At 34.6% G+C, this 18,910-nt stretch carries 15 protein-coding genes; 6 read left to right on the top strand and 9 right to left on the bottom strand.

Going from position 1 to position 18,910, the window contains the following annotated elements; translation table 11 throughout:
- The 3 genes from ACP6PK_RS03780 to ACP6PK_RS03790 all read left to right on the top strand — a co-directional run.
- The coding region (locus ACP6PK_RS03780) for a HEAT repeat domain-containing protein (RefSeq protein ID WP_426557883.1) at positions 1–343 on the top strand (343 nt) is incomplete at its 5' end.
- Positions 344–656: 313 nt separating this feature from the next.
- Complete coding sequence (locus ACP6PK_RS03785) at positions 657–836, top strand: hypothetical protein (RefSeq protein WP_094673509.1); 180 nt, start codon at positions 657–659, stop codon at positions 834–836.
- A gap of 345 nt (positions 837–1,181) precedes the next feature.
- Positions 1,182–1,691, top strand: coding sequence for a heme-binding protein (locus ACP6PK_RS03790; protein WP_426557886.1), 510 nt, complete (start codon positions 1,182–1,184; stop codon positions 1,689–1,691).
- 453 nt (positions 1,692–2,144) lie between these two features.
- Here ACP6PK_RS03790 and ACP6PK_RS03795 read toward each other — a convergent pair whose 3' ends face one another.
- Complete coding sequence (locus ACP6PK_RS03795) at positions 2,145–3,437, bottom strand: PQQ-dependent sugar dehydrogenase (protein WP_426557888.1); 1,293 nt, start codon at positions 3,435–3,437, stop codon at positions 2,145–2,147.
- Positions 3,438–3,576: 139 nt separating this feature from the next.
- Here ACP6PK_RS03795 and ACP6PK_RS03800 point away from each other — a divergent pair, with 139 nt between their 5' ends.
- Together ACP6PK_RS03800 and ACP6PK_RS03805 are read left to right on the top strand one after the other, a co-directional pair.
- On the top strand, positions 3,577–4,392 hold the full coding sequence (locus ACP6PK_RS03800; RefSeq protein WP_426557890.1) for a hypothetical protein: 816 nt from the start codon (positions 3,577–3,579) through the stop codon (positions 4,390–4,392).
- The gene (locus ACP6PK_RS03805) at positions 4,389–6,503 is read left to right on the top strand and encodes a DNA methyltransferase (protein WP_426557892.1); all 2,115 of its coding nucleotides are present in this window, start codon (positions 4,389–4,391) and stop codon (positions 6,501–6,503) included. The genes ACP6PK_RS03800 and ACP6PK_RS03805 overlap by 4 nt, the downstream gene beginning before the upstream one ends.
- Positions 6,504–6,728: 225 nt before the next feature.
- Here ACP6PK_RS03805 and ACP6PK_RS03810 read toward each other — a convergent pair whose 3' ends face one another.
- The 8 genes from ACP6PK_RS03810 to ACP6PK_RS03845 all read right to left on the bottom strand — a co-directional run bounded on the left by ACP6PK_RS03810 (position 6,729) and on the right by ACP6PK_RS03845 (position 16,971).
- Positions 6,729–7,472: an apolipoprotein N-acyltransferase gene (locus ACP6PK_RS03810; RefSeq protein WP_426557894.1), complete on the bottom strand. Its 744-nt coding sequence runs from the start codon at positions 7,470–7,472 to the stop codon at positions 6,729–6,731.
- Between the two features lie 36 nt (positions 7,473–7,508).
- On the bottom strand, positions 7,509–8,180 hold the full coding sequence (locus ACP6PK_RS03815) for a hypothetical protein (RefSeq protein ID WP_426557896.1): 672 nt from the start codon (positions 8,178–8,180) through the stop codon (positions 7,509–7,511).
- 805 nt (positions 8,181–8,985) lie between these two features.
- Entirely contained in the window at positions 8,986–9,402 is a 417-nt protein-coding gene (locus tag ACP6PK_RS03820; protein ID WP_426557898.1) for a secondary thiamine-phosphate synthase enzyme YjbQ, read from the bottom strand.
- Between the two features lie 685 nt (positions 9,403–10,087).
- Entirely contained in the window at positions 10,088–11,671 is a 1,584-nt protein-coding gene (locus ACP6PK_RS03825; RefSeq protein WP_426557900.1) for a mechanosensitive ion channel family protein, read from the bottom strand.
- A 522-nt stretch (positions 11,672–12,193) separates the two neighbouring features.
- Positions 12,194–12,349 carry a hypothetical protein gene (locus tag ACP6PK_RS03830; RefSeq protein WP_426557902.1) on the bottom strand — a complete coding sequence of 52 codons (156 nt, stop codon included), beginning with the start codon at positions 12,347–12,349 and terminating at the stop codon, positions 12,194–12,196.
- Positions 12,350–13,350: 1,001 nt separating this feature from the next.
- Positions 13,351–14,637 carry a mechanosensitive ion channel family protein gene (locus tag ACP6PK_RS03835; protein ID WP_426557904.1) on the bottom strand — a complete coding sequence of 429 codons (1,287 nt, stop codon included), beginning with the start codon at positions 14,635–14,637 and terminating at the stop codon, positions 13,351–13,353.
- A 102-nt stretch (positions 14,638–14,739) separates the two neighbouring features.
- Complete coding sequence (locus ACP6PK_RS03840) at positions 14,740–14,958, bottom strand: hypothetical protein (protein WP_426557906.1); 219 nt, start codon at positions 14,956–14,958, stop codon at positions 14,740–14,742.
- Between the two features lie 909 nt (positions 14,959–15,867).
- Positions 15,868–16,971: a glycosyl transferase gene (locus ACP6PK_RS03845; protein WP_426557908.1), complete on the bottom strand. Its 1,104-nt coding sequence runs from the start codon at positions 16,969–16,971 to the stop codon at positions 15,868–15,870.
- A 1,302-nt stretch (positions 16,972–18,273) separates the two neighbouring features.
- On the opposite strand from ACP6PK_RS03845, the gene ACP6PK_RS03850 reads away from it, so the two are divergent.
- Positions 18,274–18,642, top strand: a complete 369-nt coding sequence (locus ACP6PK_RS03850) for a hypothetical protein (RefSeq protein ID WP_426557910.1) — start codon at positions 18,274–18,276, stop codon at positions 18,640–18,642.
- Positions 18,643–18,910: the final 268 nt, after the last annotated feature.

Here is an 18,910-nt window from a genome sequence, read left to right on the forward strand (position 1 = left end):
TGGTTGGAAACATGAAGAGGGAATTTTAGAATTACTCAAACAAAGGGTTGTGTCTGATGAGAATTGGGAAGTCCGACTTGAAGCAGTGGAACAAATAGCTACTGGTTGGAAACATGAACCGGGAATTTTAGAATTGTTTTACAATACCGCCCTCCATGACCCCTTTCAACGTGAAAATGAATATCAACACAACCCTCGACAAACAGCACTAGAAGCAATAGTCAAACAATATCCAGACCATCGGCAAACCTTGCCACTATTACAAGACAGAGCAGCAAACGACCCAGACGAACAACTGCGGAAGTGGGCAAAAAGGAAATTGCAGCGATTAGAAAATAGCTAGTTTGAGTACCTTTAACAAAATTTTGTAGGTTGGGTTTCGTACTTCAACCCAACAACAATATTGTATCTGTTGGGTTTCGCTGTCGCTCTACCCAACCTACATGAGCGATCGCTCTGTTTTCCATAAATTGATGTTTTATTCATCTATTGTACAATAGTACATAATATAGTATTGTGTATTATATTGTAGCGATCGCTCTGTTTTCCATAAATTGATGTTTTATTCATCTATTGTACAATAGTACATAATATAGTATTGTGTATTACATTCATTGACTCACCACCGTTAACTTTCGCTGTGTTGTGCTGACGCTTTGCGGAGCGCAAAAACTACCCTACTCCTAAACTCAACCAAACTTCTAGAAGCAATAGTTAAACAATATTCAGACCATCCGCAAACTCTCCCACTATTACAAGACAGAGCAACAAATGACCCAGACGAAAAACTGCGGGAGTGGGAAAAATGGAAATTGCAGCGATTAGAAAATAGCTAGTTTGAGTACCTTTAACAAAGTCAGAACTTATATAGAATCTTGCTGAAAAGTCGTCGAGCGACAGCGTTTCGGCGCTTGAGCCGACATGAATGCGGAGCATTCCGTCAGGAAAGGAATCTCAAGGGTTTGGGAGATTGCTATCCGTTCCGGAATGCTCCGCAAACCTTCCACTCGGTTCCAGTCGCAATGACTTTGGTCTAGTAATTATCCTGATTTGATACCATAAGTTATATCAAACCTGCTTTCATTGGAGTTGGGAAATTCTAAAAACAGCTATCACAAGCAAGATGTTTTGTGCTACCTTAATTATTAAAATATCCTCTTAAACAAATCATCCAAAAAATTATGTCTGCATCCTTACCCCTAGGTTTTCCTCAACCTACTGAAGTAAACGTCATCGAAGTTAAACAATATCCCCAATACCGTGGCGTCACCTACACCCATACAGGAGATTCCCGGATGGCAACCAGAGTCGCATTCGACCCACTATATCAACATATCAGCACTAATCAAATTGCCATGACAACCCCTGTGGAAGCTCGTTATGTCGTTGAAGGCGAACAAACAGAGGTATCTTTTCTCTATTCCACCCCAGATATGACTCCCCAAAAAATTGATTCTCAGGTGATGGTGAGAGATACTTTGCCAATGACAGTTGTGAGTATTGGAGTGCAGGGTGCTTATACTTGGGAGAGCTACGAACAAAATTTGCAAAAGCTGCAACATTGGTTAGCGCAGCACCCAGAATATGAAGTTGTGAGTTCGCCGAGACGGTTGTTGTATAATTCGCCGATGACACCGGAAGATTTGAAAAGGAGTGAGGTGCAAATTGCTGTTAGGTTGAATAGTAATTAGGGTTTGGTGAAAAATTATTATGGGTGAGGGTAGGAGTCAGGAGTCGTAGGGGCGTTTCATGTCGCTCCGCGAAACGGCCGTTAGCTTCGCATAACTATCGTTAACGCCCGTACAGGAGTCAGGAGGAATGGGAATTATAGAGGAGGCAGGAGGAAGAATAGTAAGAGTGATTTTTCTGCCATAATCTACCCAAAATGCTCACTTTTTCTGCTTGATCAACCAAAAAGCTGGTACTTTTTCCAGACATCAAATTGCTAAAACCTTTATCCGTCAATGCTTTTATATTTAATCAGCAAGCCCTAATTAAAGCTCGTAGTTGGGCTTGAGCAATATCTATGTTCGGGCTAAAGCCCAACTACAAACACAAGAGAGCAAGATGCTCCCACTATCCAAATAATTGAATTTTTCCTTCTAAATTCTAAATTCCCAATTCTAAATTCTGAATTCTAAATTCTAAATTCCCACAGGTTCCAACCGAATTAATTGCCCGTTTGGCGCATCGGTGAGAACATACAACAGTCCATCGGGTCCCTGTCGGACATCCCGCACTCTCTGACCTATAGGAATAGAATGCTGACCGATAACATTACCCGCTTCGTCTAGCTCAATACGACGAATATCTTGGGATACTAACCCACCCGCAAATAAATTACCTCGCCATTGGGGAAAGCGATCGCCGTTATAAAAAGCTAAACCAGAGGGAGCTATCGAAGGAGTCCATACTACTTTGGGATCTATCAGACCAGGGCGAGATGTTTCAGGGGAGATGAGTCCTCCCGAATATTCGCGACTGTGAGTAACTACAGGCCAACCATAGTTTTCTCCGACCTCAATTAAATTCAGTTCGTCACCACCTCTGGAACCATGTTCGGTTGCCCAAATTCGATTTTTTGTTGGGTCTAATGCAATTCCTTGGATATTGCGATGACCATAACTCCAGACGGCAGGTTCGGCATCTGTAGAAGTAGCAAAAGGATTATTGGAGGGTATGGAACCATCATCATTCAATCTGATCACCTTGCCAAGATGGCTTTTGCGGTTTTGAGCTTGTTGTCGGATAAATTCACCATTGTATTCAATAGGTGGGTTGCCTCCATCACCAATGCTTGCCACTAGGGTTCCATCAGGCAACCAAACAAGACGCGACCCGTAATGTTGTGCCCCTGGTTTTGTCTGGGAAACCTCAAAGATTACTTTTAGATCGCGCAGAGTATTATTCTCAAGTCGAGCGCGGGCGATACGAGTCCGGTTTGCGGAGCGATCGCCGTGGGAATAGGTTAGATATATCCAACGATTTTCTGCAAAGCGCGGATGAACTGAGACATCTAATAAACCACCTTGACTAACAGCAAATACTTGAGGAACTCCGGCAATAGGAGCGGGGTCTAAAATTCCATCACGAACAATTCGCAACCGCCCTGGTCTTTCGGTAATTAACATTGCTCCATCTGGCAACCAGTCAATACCCCAGGGATGTTCGAGATTTTCGACTACAGTTATTTTTTGGTAGCCTGAAGTAGAGGCGATATTTTCATTATTAGAGACGGATGAATTTAGAGTGGATTTGCTTGGAGTCTGAGCAACGGTGGGAGATTCAAGTTGCACTTTGGTGGTACAACTTACAGTTCCTAAGATAGCGATCGCCATTGCAGTACGAAATAATATTGTGCTTCCTCTTGTTATGAAGCAATAGATAATATTAAGTGGTTTTGGTTTTGGTTGAGAAAACAAATTGTATTGAAACATAATTCACTCTACTATAATTAATACTGAATTTAATCTATTTTAGCTATACTGAAGCTCTTGTTAAAAAGAGTGTTAATATGATATAATATTTAATTAAAGTTTCGAGCTTTTTGGACATTTTGAAAAAAGGAAAATCTAGATGACAAATACAACCTGCTTTGATATTTTTGAGCAGTGCGTATTAGCTGTCCAGGAAGGTGAACTGATTGAATCTATAAGTCATAAGGATAAAGAATTTCACTTTCAAAACTGGTTTAAAAAACGTTTGCAAGATATCCCAGTTCATTTTGAGGAATCAGGCCGGAATAGCTATCCTGATTTCTGCTTGGTTGAGTCAACTGAAGGGTATGAAGTTAAGGGGTTAGCTTGGCCAGGTCGTGAACGGGATTACGATTGCAATAGTCAAGTTCCAACAGGTTATCATAATGGAAGAGAAATATTTTATGTTTTTGGTCGTTATCCTGCTGATTTATCGGGTTATCCAGATCGAGGTAAGGGAAGCAAACAGTATCCCGTAATCGATCTAGTAATCTGTCACGGTGATTTTCTGAACGCCGAGCGCAACTATATTCACAAGAATAAGAGCATTAAAGGTTTTGGAACTTATGGTGATGTGATGATTCGCGATCGTAAAATGTATGTTGCTCCGACACCTTTTGCTTTGACTGAAGGAACAACTGGTTTGATGACTCTCATTGTGCCTGACTGTATGGATGTGGACTCTAGGTTTCAAGAAGTTGGTCGCTTAAGTCGTATTGAGACAAATACTCTGGTTGTGGGTTACACTTTCGATTTACAGACTAACGAACTGAATGCCACGAGAATTCCTAACCCTAATGCTGGCAATGAACACAAGTTTGTAGCCTATAGGTTGGCAAGCCAAAGTTCAAAGTCGGTGACAATAGCTGGTGTTGTTCCTAATTTTGATGAAAGTGCGGGAGGTCAAGAGCATTGAATCTGAATGCTAAAAAAGTTCCATTCATTCCAACTCATGCAACTACAGCTATTGAAAGGGATTTCCCAATTGTTGAAATTAGCCAAGTTGCAGAACGAGAGAGCTGGCGTAAGGAGATTAATCGTCCAATATATCACATTCATAAATGGTGGGCGACACGCTTGGGTAGCGTTTTTCGTGCCATTACTTTGGCAGCTCTGAGTCCTTCTGGTGCTAAGACTTGGAAGAATTTCTATAAAAGTCACCAATTCACCGACAAAGTGATACTAGATCCTTTTATGGGCAGTGGTACAACTCTAGGAGAAGCAGTTAAGCTTGGAGCTAAGGCAATTGGCTGTGATATTAACCCCATAAGCAGTTTCCTTGTTCGTCAAGCATTTACCAGAGTACCAGAAACAGAACTTCGCGCTACATTTGCTCTTCTGGAACATAAGGTTGCTCCTGAAATTCGTCGCTACTATCAGACAAGAGATCCACAAACTAGCAAACTGATATCGGTACTTTACTTTTTCTGGGTGAAAACTGTCACCACCCCAAACGGAGAAACAATTCCACTTTTTTCTCGGTATGTGTTCTCGCAAAATGCTTACCCCAAGAAAAAGCCGAAAGCTCAAATTATTTGTCCGAGTTGTTGGAATATAATTGAAAATCGCTATGATGCAATTGACCTTATATGTCCTCATTGTCAGTATCGCTTTAATCCTCAAAAAGGACCTGCATCAGGTCAGTACATAATTGCAAAAGACGGTACTCGCTATCGAATTAAAGACCTCTTGCCATCTAACGGCAACCCACCAGTTCATCGGTTGTATGCTATTATGGCACTGCGTCCAAATGGTGAAAAAGTTTACCTTCCGGTGGGAGAAGAAGATTTATTACTTTATGCGGAAGCAGAGGCAAGGTTACAAAGTGAGACATTGCCACTGCCAACTTTGAAAGTTAGACCAGGACATAATACTAACCAAGCTCGTAGCTATAACTATACCCATTGGCGAGACTTTTTTAATTCTAGACAGTTATTATGTCTTGGACTCCTGTTGCGAAGTATCCTTGAGATAGAGGAGAAAGCTATTCGGGAACAAATGCTATGCTTATTTTCAAGCACTTTAGAGTTTAACAACCTGTTTTGCAGTTTCAAGGGAGAGGGTACTGGTGCTGTGCGACATACGTTCTCGAATCATATATTAAAACCAGAGCGTACTCCGTTGGAAAATTCAATATGGGGAACGAATAAAAGCAGTGGTACTTTTAGCACCCTATTTGAGTCACGTCTGATGCGGGCAAAATGCTATCTTGACTATCCTTTTGAAATTTATTTTCAGGGTTACTTAACAAAACAAACAGCCTCAAAAAAAACTATATCCAGTCAACCTATTAATGTTCAGACTGTAGAAACATGGGAGCATTTCCAGAAGAGGAAAGATAGTTTGATGGTGCTTAATGGTGATAGCTCCCGTCTACCTTTACCTGCAAAATCAGTAGATGCAGTTATTACCGATCCCCCTTATTTCGATTTTGTTCATTACAGTGAGTTGAGCGATTTCTTTTTTGCCTGGTTATCTCCTGTTCTCAAAGACAGTTACCCAGAGTTCACTAAATATGATTCATCAGATCGAGGAGAAGTTCAAGATAAAGATCATCATATATTTGCCAGACAACTTGGTGCAGTTTTTTCTGAGTGTCGGCGCGTACTTAAGGATGATGGAGTTTTGGTATTCAGTTTTCATCACTCTAAGGTAGAGGGGTGGGCGGCTATTTGTCAAGCTATTACGATCGCTGAAATGGTTGTTATTGAAGCACATCCAGTTCATGGAGAGTTACGCGCAGCAACTCCGAAGAAAGCAGCGAAACATCCTATTAGTATTGATGCCATTTTGATTTGTAAGAAGTATTCTTCATTTGATTTTTATCTAGATGAACAGACTATCATTAGTAAAACTAAAACTTTAGCAAAACAACTTGAAGATGCTGGAATGTCAATTTCCGCAGGCGATCGTTTTGTGATTCTTGCCTCGCAGATGTTAATACCTTTGTCTCAACAAACAAGAGATTTTAATTCTGTTTGTAGCTTGTTAGAAAAAGTACATCAAGCATTCCAAAGTTATTGCTAATTTATATAAGACTTACACAGGTGAAATCAGAAACCCGGTTTCTTGGAGAAACCCGGTTTCTTCGCGTAATTCCTGTTATATCATGTCCGATTAAATAGTTACAATTCAAGTTTGTAGTATAGCTCTCAGCCCGAACTACAGATAGGGCTTTAGCCCTACTACGAACAAAAATTTTTTTATCACTGATTATTCTGACATAATATTATATTTTGCTGAACTTTTTATTCAAAGTATTTTTAATATCCAAAACCAACTCATATCCAAAACCAACTCATACCCCAAATAACTAATAACTAATACCAAACAAATAGGAGTTAATAAATAGCCAAAACTAGCATAAAAAGTTAAGGACGAACGCTTGTCAATTTTTCCAGAAATAGTACCTGTTAAACCTACATCTAAACTTTGTTGAATTTCTCCATAAGGATTAATAATTTGAGAAACTCCAGAACTAGCAGCACGGACTACCCAACGTCGATGTTCAATAGCACGAGCAGGTGCCATTGCTGAGTGTTGAAGATGTTGTATTTCTGACCATCCCATTTCATCGTAAGTAGGAACTGTTAATATTTCTGCACCGTTACGAACTAGATTTAGAAAAACATGAGAAAAATCCATATCATAACAAATTGCAATGCCAATTTTTCCAATTTGAGTATCAAAAACTGGAAAGCTTTTTCCTCGTGTTCCATCATCAAAAAATTGCACTGGATTATTTTTATAATAGCTCCCTATTTTTTCTCCAGTAGGTGATAAAAGTAAAGCAGTATTGTAGAAATTTTTGGGAGAATTTGCTACTTTTTCTTGAGCGCCTACTATTAAATAGGCTTGAGTATCAATGGCGATTTGAGATAATTTTTGGAATAGCTCTGTATCTGGATCGACATATTCAAATAGTGAATATTCAGGCCAGACAATTAATTTTACTTTTCCTGAGAGTTCCTCGGATAATTGTCGATTTTCTAGCAAGTTACTTGCTTCTGTTTGAATTACTCCTACTGGAATTTAACCTAAAGTTTGAGTAGGAATTTGAGCAAAACCCCAACCATGAATTATGCCGATTATTACAAGGGAAATTCCTACTGGTAATAAACGTTTATTTAGTTTATTTTTATCAAGAAGCAAATAACAGATACAACAGTTAACCGCGATGATTAAAGCAGAAATTCCGTAAACTCCTAAAATGGAAGCAAACTGTAAAAAAGGTAAATTTTTTGCTTGGGAAAAACCAGGAGTTATCCAAGCAAATTTGAGAAACCAACATTCAGAACGAAAATATTCTATACCTATCCAAATAAAAGGAGCGGTGGTGAGAGAAGTGACTATTCCCCATCTCTGTTTAAGCAGAAATAAAGTTAATGTAAAAATGGCAGGAAATAAAGCCAATATTCCCCAGAGAATAATTGTAAACCAGGGAAAAATATTCCACATCCAGTGCAATGTGAAACTATACACTAAACAGCCGAAGACAAATCCTACTGTCCTAGCTTGCCAAGAGTTTTTAGCTGTTAAAGTTGCAAATAATAGAGGTGTGAAAGCGACAAATGCTAGAGGGTAAATATTATAGGGAGGAAAACAAAAAGCAAATATTACTGCAGATATTATCGGTGCTATTAGTTGTACTTGCCAATGTGAAAATTTTATTTGTCTAGAGTTAGATCCAATGAAATTAGTCATAAATTTATTAGTCATAATCACTGTTTTTAAATTAGTTATTATACCAATTACAAAAAAATAATTCTCTACTTCACCAATACTTCAGTTATTAACTAATAATAATGGTTTTGTAATTTTTTTAACGATTAGTTTGTATTAAACCCAGATATCTTATCTCTAAAAAACCTAATCCATACGGATATTATATACAACTTCCCTACTAATATGAAGATAATATTAGTTATATATAGCAATCCTAAATAGGTTGCGGGTAATTAAAAAGTCAATAAAAAAGTTAAAACTCTCACCTGTTCCCTGTTCCCTCTTCCTTGTTACCTAAAAAGCAGTAAGATTTTTGCCACGAATAAAATAGGATTGCTATAGTCATTTAATTTAAGAATGAAAAACTTTTTCGGCTGAAATCCTTTTATAGGAAGAAAAACTTGTCTCAATCTAAACTGAAACGACTATAATTCCACTTTATTTTTTTAATGAAATAGTTATTATAAAGCTTGCTGATTGACTTTCAAAACTTTTATCTGTAAATCTTTTAGGATTTTTGGAGTAAAAAAAGGTGCAATATTTTCGATCTAAAAAGCTAAAACAGTTAGCCTTTTAAGTAGATTAACGATAGAAAAATAAAGGGATATTTCTTCCTCAATCTCGATACTTAAACAAAATAGAACTAAAAAATAGGCTCAAATATAGACTATACGGAAAGATGCTTTAAGGTTAAAAAAGTATCAATCCTTAAACTGACTTTGAGCTATTTTTCTACCATAAAATGTCTAAGTAGCAGTAACTTCTCTGAATTCTGAATTCTGAATTATTCTCCACTAATATGAATTACTAATTCTCGGCAATGACTACGTTGGCGATGTTCCCAAACATAAATTCCTTGCCAAATACCTAATACTAATCTGCCATTATTAATAGGAATTTGTTCAGAAGTATGAGTTAAAACACTGCGAATATGAGCTGGCATATCATCAGGTCCTTCTGCACTATGAATATAATGATAACCTTCTGGTACTAATTTAGAAATAAAATTTTCTAAGTCAACTAATACATCTGGATCGGCATTTTCTTGAATTATTAAACTGGCGGAAGTATGGCGTAAAAATAGATTGCATAAACCTGTTTTTATCCCTGACTTAGCTACAGCTTCTTGAACTTTAGAAGTAATTTTGGATAAAGATTTACCGGAAGTATTAATTTGCAGTAATTGTTGATAGTGAGTCATTTGAGTTATTAGTTATCAGTTATCAGTATGTCTATAGAATAGGGAGACTTAAAATACTCAAGTTGATTATTTTTCTCCCCTTAAAAGGAGAGGTTGGAGACCAATTACCAAAAAAAAAGCTATACTTGGGCTACACTTCAGTTATTAAGTAATTAGTAAGCATTCAGCTATTAGCACTCAGCTATCAGCTACGGAATGCTATGCAAACAGCTACGGGAAAATAGCTAGGAGGCACGGGAATTATAAGCTGTTGTGTATCTAGATTTTATATTCCCTATTGCTAGGAGCAAAAATTGAATATATGGTCGTTCATAGTAAGCGCGCTTTTCATGATTCTAATGAATATAGAGATTTTGGCTTAAAGGTAGAAGGCAGAGGGCAGAAGGCAGAAGTAATGCAAGTCAACAGAGCCGTGAAAACCCCTATAAACATCTTAGCTGATAGCTGACGGCTGAATGCTTACAGTAATTAACATAGGCAACCAAAACTTTTTCCCTAATTATTAGCCAGTTGATGTTAATTATTCTGATTTGTACAGACGTTGCATAACAAAAATGCTAACGTCCCTCCCCCACCAAATCAAATATAGCAATATTTTTGAGAAATGGTATGAGAGCTTATTTTTTGGTCATGTTATTTTTGGTTAACAGTATCTTTATTAAGGTTGATATTTGTTGTCACCTAATTACTCAACATTATCCAACATTAAATGGTGAATCACAGGAATTTCAATACCTTCTTCCTGGAAAGCTTGTTTAATCATTGTACCAAGAATTCTCTTCATATCAATGTGTCTTCCTGGTTTAACTTCTGTAGTTATATGAACTAACATTTGATAGTCATAAAATTCTTCTATTCCATCTACTACGGTGCCTTTCATTATTTCTTCTGGATACTTTTCTTGAAGCTTATTTCCTACTCTATTTATAATTTCATAGATTTGATTAATATCACTTTGATAAGGAATTTTAAGAGTAACAACTGAATTACTATGGTGTGAGTGATTAACTACATCTTTAACATCACGATTATGGATAATGTGATGTTTATCTTCATAATTAATTCGAGTGGTTCTTAATTCTATTCCTGTCACAAAGCCATAAACACCATTTATCTCTACAAAGTCTCCTACTAAGTAATAATTTTCAAACAAAATAAAGAAACCTGCAACTATATCTTCAACCAGACTTTTAGCACCCATTCCCACTGTTAAACCGAGAATACCTACACCTGCTAAAATTGGAGTCGGGTCAATTTTAATAATATAAAGAATAGAAATACCTGCACCAAAGTAAATAAAGTATTTGATAAAGCTTTTAAATAAAGGTAGAAATGTCTTGCGTCTTTGTTGGGATAAATCGCTTGAATCATTATTATCAAGTAGTAAGTTTTCTAGTACAAGTTTAGCAACTTCTTCAACAACACGAGTAATAAAGATAATTCCTATTATTTGAATTAATAAGGGTCCATAAGTAGCTAATTTGGCAATAAAATCAAGTTGTTGAATTACTAAAGTAGCTGTAACAATATAGATTGCATATTCAATACATCGCTTTGCCAGAGGAATTAAATGACTGAAATTATCGTAGATGCGCAAGATAAAAATATTTTTTTGCTCGGAATATTTATTGCTCAGAGCATCAATAGTATCAATTACAGCTGTACTTGCTTTAACAAATAGTAATCCGGCGATTATAATCATATAAATCCGCAAACCTATGTACAAATATTGGATTATTACTGTTGGTAATTGCAGAAATTGGGCGGATATAGTGATAGAAAGTAGCCAGATAATCTTATTCAAGTTTTCTTTGAAAAACTTAAATAAATTTTCAATAGTTTCATCATTAGCAGTAAGTTTTTCAAAATTTTTTGCTCGCTCGTTCAACCAATTTAGGAGTTTATCTATATATGGGATAATCCAGCTAGTTAATATTAATAAGCTCAGACTTTTAATAACTCCAATTCCTATTTCTATCCAGTAATCTGGGGAAATATTTTGAATCAGGGACTGTTTGTATTCTATTAAGTCTTTTCCTTGATATATTAGCCATCCATTAAATCCTGCTACTACTAAACATAATAGTAGGGAACTTATAGTTATTAATATCTGCAAATTTTGGTAGATAAGTTGAACATTTTTTTCTTTTGCTTTAATTGAGTCAACTTTAAGTAACTGTTTATATATCCTAGTGACAAAAAATCTGATTGCCACAAAGATACATATTATGAATCCTATTTCAGCTCCAGTTACAATGAAGTTATTCATACTTATGTTCATGTTCATTTAATATTTCCGGATATATTGCAATTGAATGATTATTATTTAATTGTATAGTTAATAGTGATTAAATAGGTAGGTGCAAATAAACTTAACTATGTAACATAATGTAAATTATTCAAAGCCCTTGAAATTGATTTCCTCTACTAGATTAGAGTCCTTGATGAAATAGTAAAATTTAATTATATTTGGTTACTTATTGTAAATAATCTAAACAGCTTGAGCGATCGCTTCACTACTATTTTTATCTAATTTTTCAGATTTACGGGGTGCTTGTAGGGGTTGTATGAGAAATTCCCAATCACTATCAAAAAATTCTATTGGAGGCAATATTTGATGATAACTATAATCTTCAATTCCTGGTAAGAATAATTTTGATTCGGCAAAACCTTCTCTAACTAATGAGCAAAAAATCAGGTCTCAAGCCTCCCCTTTTAAGGGGATAAAAAAAATCAACTTTAGTATTTCAAGCCTCTGGGTTTAGCCAGAGGTACTGTTAACTGTTAACTGTTAACTTTTAACTTTTAACTGATAACTGATAACTGATAACTGAAATGGCACAACAGGTACTTCTAAAAACAAAGCTTCAGCAAAAGTACTATATCCTGGTTTAGAAATAAACCTACTATATATTGCCATTAAATCTATAGGGTAAATATTTGGCAAATTTACATTTATTTTTTCTAATGATTTCCTGACATTGATTAGATTAGGAAGTTCAGAAATATAGCGTTTATCAAGCTTATGAGGTACACCTATCTTTAATTTCTTTTCTATTCCTTATTTCCGTGTTCCCTAAAACCTAGAATTTTGTACCTCACCAGCATGAGAATTGCTATATTACTATCAAATATAACAAATTGCCAGTCAGGAAAACGAGAAATATTTTAATCATAAATTTTGGCTAAACCCAAAGCATCAAAAGTCAGTAAAACTCTTTTTTATTTGTCTGTCTGAATGCCAAATTTGGCTTGATTTTTCTCTGGTTGATAAGGTGGAATTCCGACATTTAAAGCAACATCTAATTTACTAAGAATATCCTACTAAAATAATTATGACTGGCAAAAAAAAGTTATAGCCGTGAGACTAGAGGATAGGGGATAGGTTAGTGGTAAATATTTTCATTGTTAATTTTTCTGGCGTTGCTGAATCAAGGTATGAAAATAAAAATTGAGCAATCTCAAATATTTCTTATTCAAGAGTTTAGCAACTACTAAAAAATACAAATAATACCCAAAATTACCAACGCCATTTTTCTGTATTTTCTCCTGACATTTATGATTTGTTAACTCAATTAAAGTAAGCATTTAGCCGTCAGCTAACAGCTATCAGCTTTGAAGACAAATCTATAATTTCCAGCCATAAATATATATGGTTTAACAACTCAGATATATAATTGATAAAGTAGAAGTTAAAATACTGCTTACTTCTTTCATTAAAAAACTAGGAGGTGACTGCTGACTGCTAATAGCTGTTTGCGCAGCATTCCGCAGGAAATTCTTACCAATTAAAAGACTTTGTATGAAATATATATTTGAGGAAAAAAAGAATTTCCGACCTAAAAAATGGTATTAAAAGCATTCCAATACGACTCCTGACTCCTGATTTATAAGAAGTTAATATCTGACTGCTAATAGCTGAATACTTACATTTATTTTTAGATTATTTCAACGTAGAGGTTTTAAAAATATTGGGATAGGTTTATCGTTACTGAGTGTTACATGATTAACCACAGGAAGTTCAATATTTGCTTCCTCAAAAGCTTCTTTAATCATTAAACCTAAAACTTTCTGAATCATTAAATGTTGTCCTGGTTTAACTTGTGTAACTACTTCAATTAATATTTGATTCTCAGAAAATTCTTCTACTCCTTCTATTATTGGTGCTTCAATTATGTCTTTCGGATAATCTTCTAGAAGCTTCTTTCCAACTTTTTCTACAATTTCAGAGATTTGACTAATCTTAACTTGATAAGGAATTTTGAGCATTACTACTGCACTACTATAGCTGGAGTGATTAACTATATCCTTAACATCACAATTATGAATAATATAATTTTTATCTCCATCATTAATACGAGTTGTTCTTAATTCTATTCCTGTGACAAAACCACTTACACCATTTATCTCGACAAAATCTCCTACTAAATAGTAACTTTCAAACAAAATAAAGAAACCTGCAACTATATCTTCAACTAGACTTTGCGCTCCCATTCCAATTGTTAAACCTAAAATACCTACACCCGCTAAAATAGGAGTCGGGTCAATTTTAATAGTATAAAGAATTGCTATTCCTGTACCAAAGTAAATTAGGTATTTAATACAGCTTTGAAATAGAGGTAAAAATGTCTCTCGTCTCTGTCGAGATAAATCATCCGTATCACCTTCACGCAGTAATATTTCTTCTATTACAAGTTGACCAATTTCTTGAACAACACGACTCATAAAAATAATCCCAATTATTTGCAGAAATACAGGACCATAAGGAGCTAAACTAGCAACAAAATCAACTTTTTGAATTGCCAAAGTAGCTGTAGTAATATAAATTGCATATTCAAGAAATTTTTTAGCAAGAGGAATTAATTTACTGAGGCGATCGTAGATGCGTAAAATATTTCTTTGATCGGAATATTTTTTACTTAGGGCATCAAATGTATCAATAATTGTTGTATTAGCTTTAGTAAATAGTAAGCCAGTAATAATAATCATATAAACCTGCAAACTTATATACAGATATTTGATAATTACTACTGGTAATAGCATGATTTGAGCTGATATAGTAATATACAAAAGCCAGATAATATTATTAAAGTTGCTCCTGAAAAATTCAAATAATCTTTCAATACTGGCATCATTGGCAGTGATTTTATCAAAATTTTTCGCCCGCTCTTTTAGCCAAGTTATAAATTTATTTAGATATGGAATACTCCATTTAGTTAAAATTAGTATGCCCAAGATTTTGAGGACTCTAATTCCTATAACTAGCAAGTAATCAAAGGAAATACTTTGAATCAAAGAAGTTTGGTATTCGATTAAATTTTTTCCTTGATAAATAATCTATCCGTTAATTCCTGCCAGTAATAAACATAATAGTAAGCAACTTAGAGTTAATAATATCTGAATATTTTGGTAGATAACTTCAATATCTTTTTTCTTCTTTTTGATTGATGATACTTTTGTTAATTGTTGATAGGCTCTGTCTAGAAAAAATCTAATTGCTACAAAGAGACATATTAGAAGTCCGATTTCAACTCCAGTTGCAATGATACTGTTCATATCAATTTCAATGAAGTTCCTAAGATTAATGTTAGGAATCATATTTTTTTAGTTGAATAGATTGTGCGTTCATTAATTGATAATAGACAATGAATAATGGATAATTACCGAATAATTAATAATTAACAGTTGATACTAAATTAATTATTCATTCAACAATTCAGGTTTCAAACCTCCCATTGTAATTAATCATTAATAATGAATAATTAATAATTAATAATTTACAAGCCATAAAGAAGCCTGAGATAGTCTGTTATAAATTAAGAATTTTTCACTCTAGATAATTCTTAATTGTATTCCTACGGAATGCTGCGCAAACGGCACCTCGTCACATGAACATTGTTAATTGCTGAACTATGGTTAAAACCTTCAATAATTGATAATTGATAATTACCTCTCCCTCAAAGGAAGAGGATTGAATAAAAGGAAAATAAATTCATTGTTTCTCCTTGATCATGATAGGTTTTAAACCTTAATTATTCGGTAATGGAATTGAATTATCAGAAAATCTGATGAAAGCAGAGGCTTTAACCTTTTGGGGATTAATTATCAATTATCCATGGTTCAATAATTGATAATGGATAATTGATAATTACCTCTCCCTCAAAGGAAGAGGATTGAATAAAAGGAAAATAAATTCATTGTTTCTCCTTGATCATGATAGGTTTTAAACCTTAATTATTCGGTAATGGAATTGAATTATCAGAAAATCTGATGAAAGCAGAGGCTTTAACCTTTTGGGGATTAATTATCAATTATCCATGGTTCAATAATTGATAATGGATAATTGATAATTACCTCTCCCTCAAAGGAAGAGGATTGAATAAAAGGAAAATAAATTCATTGTTTCTCCTTGATTATGAGAGGCTTTAAACCTTAATTATTCGGTAATTGGATAGTTATAAGTAATTATTGTAAATAATCTACAACTGCTTGAGCGATCGCTTCAGTACCATTTTTATCTAATTTTTCAGATTTACGGGGTGCTTGTAGGGGTTGTCTGAGAAATTCCCAATCACCATCAAAAAATTCTGTTGGAGGTAAAATTTGATGATAACTATAATCTTGAATTCCTTCTAATAAAAATTTTGATTCGCCAAAACCTTCTCTGACTAATGAAATAATAGGTATCTCTAAACGCAAAGCTTCAGCAAAGGTACTATATCCTGGTTTAGAAACAACTCTGCTACAAATCGGCATCAAATCTACAGGGCGAATACGTGGTAAATTTTTATCTATTTTTTCAGCTTCTTTTGTGACATTTATTAGATTAGGAAGTTCAGGAGTATTACTATCTAATGTTAGAAATTTCCAGTCAGGAAAACGAGCCAGATTTTGATAAGGAATTTGGTCTAAACCTAAACCGCCAAAAGTAAGTAAAACAGTTTTTTCTTGGTCAGAATGAATATCAAATTTTGCTTTAATTTCTTCTGGTTCATAACGTGGAGTTCCCCCAGTTAAACCCACATCTAAAATATTAGGAAAAATGCTCATAGGTTCGTGGAGTGGAAGGCGAAATAAACGTTGACACTGAGCAAAAAATTCTCCTATCCAATCAGCAATTTCCAGAAATTCACCACCCCAAGAACGATAAATAAAATCCCAACCAAAATTACCCATCATCCAACCAGGAATATCAGCAGCTTGAGCAATTTTAGCAGCAATGGGTGGAATATCTGCTAATAATAAATCTACTCTATTTTGCTTAATAAAATTTACTTCTCCAGCAATAATTGACCGTTCTTTGTGTCGAATTTCCTGCAATTTTTCTAGAGTAGTTTGTTTATCCATAGTGATACTATCTGATTGAATAACTCCCACATCAAAAGCACGAGGACGATAAATAAAATCACCAGAAATATAAGATTCTAATAACCAACGAGGAGCAGTTGTCACCATAATTAATAAAACATCTGGGCACATTTTTTGTACCAGGTTGGCAACTGATGATATGCGGACGGCATGACCAAATCCATGATTAGTAATGGCAATATATAAGGTAGGTCGAGACATATAGCAATCCTATTTTAGTTGTAATATTTTGGTAGTAGTTAGGAGTCGTAGGGACGTTTTGCTGCGCAACATGTTTGCGGAGCATTCCGGAACGGAAAACGCATTTTTGCCGGTGCAACGTCCGTACAGGAGTCAGAATTACAAAGGCTTTCAGTTAAAATCAACTATTATAAAACTTGTCACAACCTATTTAGGATTGCTATAGATTTTTTTCTAGTTGTAAATAATTAGGGAGGAGTTACTTCAGTTATCAGTACCTCCTTTCATTAATGGATAATGGATAATTACCTCTGGTTAAAATTGAGAGGATTGAATATAAGGAAATATCCTAGCACTTTTTTTCCTCTTGAAAGGGGATGCTTTTAACCTGAATAATTAATAATTATTAATTATTCGGTAATAGAAAAGCTTGAAATACTGAATTTTATTTTTTTATCCCTTTAAAATAGGAGGTTTGAGACCTTATTTTCTAGTCAGTAGTCAGAAGATAATTTGGAAAATTTGATTGGTAAGAGGGTCATTTCAGTTATCAGTTATCAGTTATCAATTATCAGTTATCAGTACCTCCTGGAATAGGGAAGCTTGAAATACGGAATATTCTTTTTTTATCTCCTTAAAAGAGGAGACTTGAGACCAAAATTTTTCGGTCATAGAAGAGTAGAAATAGTCATTATAGTTACCCTAAAGATGGGCAGGTTTTTATAACTGATGATCCGAATAATATAGATAATAATACTATTTTATTGAAAAAATATAATTAAGTTAGGTAAAATTAAATACAAAATCTTTGTAAAAATAAACCCCATATTTAAAAATATGTAGTATCATTATCTTCCAATAATTATCCTGATAGAAATCTTTTCCTCATTTTCCTCGTAATATAAGCATTCAGACATCAGCTAGCCTCTTAGATTTGTTACTAGGTATTATACCAATCAGCAAAAGTAATGCTATACTTAGCTAACACTTCAGTTATTAAGTAGTTAACACCCATATTTTAATCTTTTTGCTAATTTTAGCACTTGTTAATGTTAATTATTCTTATCTTTACTTCTCTGTACGGACGTTGCATGCAACGTCCCTACCACTCCCCTGCTTCCCTGCTTAACCAAATGTAGAAAACTTTTTGAGAAATGGTATTAGGTGTTAGGAGGAATGCAAATATCTTAATATTTTTGCTATTTTGTAGAGGATTTTACTGTAATTATCTATGTATAAACTTATTATAAACTCCCTCTAACTGAAGAGCAGCAAAATTTTTTTGGGGGGAACTTAAAATACAAAATATCATGAAAAAATAGAATGAAATATAATGCCAGTATGAGTATTATTAAGATTAAACTAATCGAAACTGAAGCTCCTGGGTTTCCTGTTACTCTCACTACTAACGATAGTAAATTTGATTCTATTGATGGTTTTTTACCGCCTTTACCATCAGAATTAGAATCATCCTTGAGTAATTGGCAATTAGCTTATAACCAATTAGATGAGGTTCGTAAAATTGCGACTCGAATTAGCCCCAAACAAACTATTTCTTACTCTAGTTTAGAACAAAGAGAACTGGTAAAAACTTATATTAATCAATGGCTAGATTCTGATGAGCGTCAATGGCGACCTATCCGAGAAGAATTAATTTCTGTGTTTAGTTCATTGGAAAATTCTGGCTCATAAATTCGTGTATTTTTAGATGTGAAAAACCCTAAACTTCGACGACTACCTTGGCAAGAATGGAGTTTATTAACATCTCGGTTTCCTCAAGCAGAAATTGCTATAAGAGCTAGAGTTCATTAATTGATAATGGATAATGGATAATTGATAATTACCTCTGGTTAAAACCGTTCTTGATTGAAGATTGGGAAATATCCTAGCACTTTTTTCCCCTTAAAAGGGGAGGCTTTAAACCACAATTATTTAATTAACAATTAATAATTAATAATTC

It is taken from the genome of Dapis hubbardiae BLCC-M172 (assembly GCF_050016015.1).
In the GTDB taxonomy this organism is placed as follows: domain Bacteria; phylum Cyanobacteriota; class Cyanobacteriia; order Cyanobacteriales; family Microcoleaceae; genus Trichodesmium.

Coding starts and splice junctions, on each gene's coding strand:
- ACP6PK_RS03790 (WP_426557886.1), top strand. CDS start 1,182: ATGTCTGCATCCTTACCCCTAGGTTTTCCTCAACCTACTGAAGTAAAC.
- ACP6PK_RS03795 (WP_426557888.1), bottom strand. CDS start 3,437: ATGTTTCAATACAATTTGTTTTCTCAACCAAAACCAAAACCACTTAAT.
- ACP6PK_RS03800 (WP_426557890.1), top strand. CDS start 3,577: ATGACAAATACAACCTGCTTTGATATTTTTGAGCAGTGCGTATTAGCT.
- ACP6PK_RS03815 (WP_426557896.1), bottom strand. CDS start 8,180: ATGACTAATTTCATTGGATCTAACTCTAGACAAATAAAATTTTCACAT.
- ACP6PK_RS03820 (WP_426557898.1), bottom strand. CDS start 9,402: ATGACTCACTATCAACAATTACTGCAAATTAATACTTCCGGTAAATCT.
- ACP6PK_RS03825 (WP_426557900.1), bottom strand. CDS start 11,671: ATGAATAACTTCATTGTAACTGGAGCTGAAATAGGATTCATAATATGT.
- ACP6PK_RS03840 (WP_426557906.1), bottom strand. CDS start 14,958: ATGAACAGTATCATTGCAACTGGAGTTGAAATCGGACTTCTAATATGT.
- ACP6PK_RS03845 (WP_426557908.1), bottom strand. CDS start 16,971: ATGTCTCGACCTACCTTATATATTGCCATTACTAATCATGGATTTGGT.
- ACP6PK_RS03850 (WP_426557910.1), top strand. CDS start 18,274: ATGAAATATAATGCCAGTATGAGTATTATTAAGATTAAACTAATCGAA.